General features: G+C 25.5%; 5 protein-coding genes. 4 read left to right on the forward strand and 1 reads right to left on the reverse strand.

Features of this window, described 5'->3' with window-relative positions:
- Window positions 1–662 precede the first annotated feature (662 nt).
- The 4 genes from WBG30_RS10285 to WBG30_RS10300 all read left to right on the forward strand — a co-directional run bounded on the left by WBG30_RS10285 (window position 663) and on the right by WBG30_RS10300 (window position 3,517).
- On the forward strand, window positions 663–1,382 hold the full coding sequence (locus WBG30_RS10285) for an XRE family transcriptional regulator (protein WP_424504565.1): 720 nt from the start codon (window positions 663–665) through the stop codon (window positions 1,380–1,382).
- A gap of 85 nt (window positions 1,383–1,467) precedes the next feature.
- Window positions 1,468–1,731: a hypothetical protein gene (locus WBG30_RS10290; protein WP_424504566.1), complete on the forward strand. Its 264-nt coding sequence runs from the start codon at window positions 1,468–1,470 to the stop codon at window positions 1,729–1,731.
- Window positions 1,732–1,825: 94 nt separating this feature from the next.
- Entirely contained in the window at window positions 1,826–2,218 is a 393-nt protein-coding gene (locus tag WBG30_RS10295; RefSeq protein ID WP_424504567.1) for a hypothetical protein, read from the forward strand.
- A 555-nt stretch (window positions 2,219–2,773) separates the two neighbouring features.
- The gene (locus WBG30_RS10300; RefSeq protein WP_424504568.1) at window positions 2,774–3,517 is read left to right on the forward strand and encodes a hypothetical protein; all 744 of its coding nucleotides are present in this window, start codon (window positions 2,774–2,776) and stop codon (window positions 3,515–3,517) included.
- Window positions 3,518–3,610: 93 nt separating this feature from the next.
- On the opposite strand, the gene WBG30_RS10305 is transcribed toward WBG30_RS10300, so the two are convergent.
- A partial coding sequence (locus WBG30_RS10305; RefSeq protein ID WP_424504569.1) for a GNAT family N-acetyltransferase occupies window positions 3,611–3,852 on the reverse strand: 242 nt, incomplete at its 5' end.

The raw sequence follows: 3,852 nt of genomic DNA on the forward strand, positions 1-3,852 counted from the left end.
AATTTCTAAACTATGATAGCACAATAAATGTCTACAAAAAACGGTGGAATATTGAAGTTTACCATAAATCATTGAAACAAAATTGTTCAATGGGAAAGGCAACAGTAAGAACAGTTCAAACAATTATTGGGCATCTATTTTGCTCAATATATTCATACATAAAACTTTAAAAATTAAAACACATATAAATCATTTCAAATTAAAAACTAAATGTTATTTGTTGGAACTAAAAGAAACCTTTTCAAGATTATTTGATTTAAAAACAGTATAATTTTTCATGGGATAGGTCCGTCTAAATTAATTAGTTACCGCGAAACATCGGTTATTAAATAATAATTACATAAATAAATCAAACTATAAAAAAGCAGTGGCTAATTATCATAAAAATTATTTCATTATTTTTTATTCTAATTTTTAGAATTTAATTTATCATCTATATCTTGTCTAAAAAAATATTGATTTTGTTAGCTATTTCAAGAAAGATTATTACTTTTTAATCTTTCTTCTCCTCTTATTAATTATTAATACAACTGTTTTACACGTAAAACACTTTGATTAGTAAATTAACAACAATTAATTTTACGCGTAAAGTGTTTTCCAAAGTATAATGCTTTATATGTAAAATTATGTAGTATACTTTAGTAATAACCAAGGAGGAAGCTATGGATATTAATATGACAGAAATACCAGAAAAATTAAGACATAAATTAGCTAAGCACCTAATTACTTTAAAAGAAGAAAGACAATTAGGCTTTAACCAACTTGCATTAAAATCTGGTGTTAATGTAAGTATTTTAAATAAAATTTTTAAAGGTACAAACAAAAGAATTAATCCTTACCAATTAAAAAAATTAGCTTATGCTCTAAAAATTGATTATAAGGAGTTATATAAAATAGTTGAATATTTAGATGAAGATAACGCTCCTCCAAAAAACATTAATCCTTTAGAAATAACAGTCATAGAATTACCAGTTTATGGAGCGACTTCTGCAGGTAGAGGAGCTATCAATATAGCAAATGAAATCAGAAAAGAAAAATTTATTCTTTTACAGGATGAATTTATGCCTAAAGGGGCTTTTTCAGTTGAAGTTTCAGGTAATTCTATGTATCCGACCTTATTAGATGGAGATATAGCAGTCATAGATCCTAATTGTCATAAATTGGATCTTAATAATGAAATATGCTTGGTTACATATGAAGGACAAGAATATCTTAAAAGATTTTCAAATAATAAAAAATTTATAAATTTAATGAATGATAACCCAAATAGGTCTACTTATAAAGACATTATTATTCTAAAAACTGAACATACTGATTTTAAGTGTCATGGGGTAGTCATTGAAAGCAAAAGAAAACATCATAAAAAGATAAATACTTTATAATGGCTATAGAAAATTCTATAAATATTTATAAAGCTTGGTAAGATCGGTCTTTGTTAAAATTTAATTTTTTAAATGGAGGTATTAAATGTCTAGTAAAATTGCAATTAAAGGTGTCATGAAAATGTTAGATGAAGAATCTATTTCTACAGAAGATCTTCTTTCAGATGAATTCTTTAAGAAATATTCCTCATTAAATTCTTTGGAGGCATTTGAAGATAAATTCAATATCAATCCTGGAAAAGGAGTAACAAAGGAAAAGCAAACAGAGGAGATAATTAGAAGATATACTGAATTTAAAAATCTTGATGAAATGAAAAACAAAGCTATTGAATTCTATGCTGAGGATTAGAAAATCTAAAAAAAACATTTAAAACAAAATTATAAAGTTAATTTCTGAAGAAATAGTGCATAGATGGCTCTATTTTATTATACGAGGAGGAAACATGGGACTAAATTGGAATGATCGTCAAAAAATTATTGAAAATGTTCAATATGAAATACTTAATTTAGAAGAATATGAAGGATATAGAGGGAATAAAAAAGAGAAGAAATTTATTGATGAAGTCCCTAATCCAGTAATCAACATAACAAAAGAACTTTTCTTTTATAATTTACATGAATATTCTAAAAATCTTGAAGAAGAATTTCAAATACGTGAAATAGATGTTATAAAAGAAGAAATAAAAAGGGAGCTACTATTATTTATAAAGCGGAAAAAATGGATAAATAAAGAGAGAATAAAGAAAATATCAAAAATGAATGTTCAAGATAATATCGAGGCCGAGATAGAAATAAAAAATGAAATAGAGAACACAGAAATACAATCTACTCTTTAAAAAAAATTAAAGACAGTAAAAACTGTCTTTTTTTATACAGAAAAATAAAAAAGCTCTAAAATTGTTAACTAGAGCTTTCAAATAAAAATGTTGTCGTTGTAGGAACAAACAAGCATCCTTAGTTTGTCACCATATATAACTAAAGTCAACTTATAAATTTTAAATAATATGAAAAAACATTATAAAAGCCTTAACTTCTCGAGTCAAGGCTTTTAAGAGATAAATCCTATGAAGATCAACAGGTCTTCTTACTTAGAGTATTCCCTATAAATTAAAAAAAGTCAAATATAAAAATAGTTTTATGAAAATAAAATTTACTTTCTAAGAAATTCTAACTATTAGATATATATTTATAGATGAAACGTCAAAGAAGAGATTGTTCTACTTTTAAAAAAAGCTAATATAGAGCTAAAGAAGCACTTTAAAATAAAACATAAACGACATAAAAGCCTTAAAAAATTGACTTTTTAAGACTTAAAAGATAAAATTAATCTTAGGTAAAGTTTTTTTAAAATTTAGCTTTATGAACAAAATTATTGTACAAAGGTGGCGAAAATGAAAAAAATAAATTGGAAAATTTATATGGGGTTATTATTGGTAATTATGTCAGCTTCTTTTTATCTTTTGGAATATTTTTTATTTAGAGATATACATCATATTTTGGTATTTTTAATAGAAGACATTGCTTTTTTATTTATTGAAGTTTTATTGGTTACATTGGTTATTCATAAGGTTCTTGAAAATAGGGAAAAAAAAGAACGTATGGAAAAACTAAATATGGTTATAGGAACCTTCTACAGCGAAATAGGTACGAAACTTTTGAGTATTATTGCAAATATGGATATAGAACTAATAAAATCACAATCTAAATTTAAAATAACACCCCATCCTTCAAAGAAAGAATTTCAAAATATATGCCTAGTTTTAAAGGAACACAAAAGTAAATTCAACTTTCAAGAGATTGATTGGGAAAAATTAAAATTACTTTTGGAAAATAAAAAAGATTTTTTATTAAGGCTCCTTGAAAATAATAATTTACTAGAACATGAAAGTTTTACAGATCTTTTATGGGCTGTCTTCCATCTTACTGAAGAGTTAAAGTATAGAAAAACTCTCATAGATCTTCCTGAAGAAGATTATAAGCATTTAACAGGAGACATGAATAGGGTTTATGGGGAACTAAGGAATCAATGGATTAGCTATATAGACCATTTAAGAGAAAGTTATCCTTATTTATTTTCTCTTGCTTGTAGAACCAATCCTTTTGACCTTAATTCCTCACCAATAGTGAAAAAATAACCTTAATAAAATCCCATCTAAAAAGGACACTCAATTTAGTGTCCTTTTTAGATGGATATTTTTTTCTCTTTATTTTAATTTATTGTAAATTTCCTACAAAGATTGCTCCATTTCATACCATATAGCTCCTCCATGGGTAGAAGCTGATACTCCTATTCTTTTATATCCCATTCTTTCATACATTCCCATAAGGTTTTCCTTACATAATAGAAGAATTTTCTCTTTTTTCATCTTCTTCGATACCTTAACAAATTCTTTCATCATCATTTTAGCTATTCCTTTTTTTTGATGAATAGGATCTACAGCTACTGAAAAAATAACTATATTTTTCCCGC

Source organism: Psychrilyobacter sp. (assembly GCF_049671765.1).
GTDB lineage: Bacteria > Fusobacteriota > Fusobacteriia > Fusobacteriales > Fusobacteriaceae > Psychrilyobacter.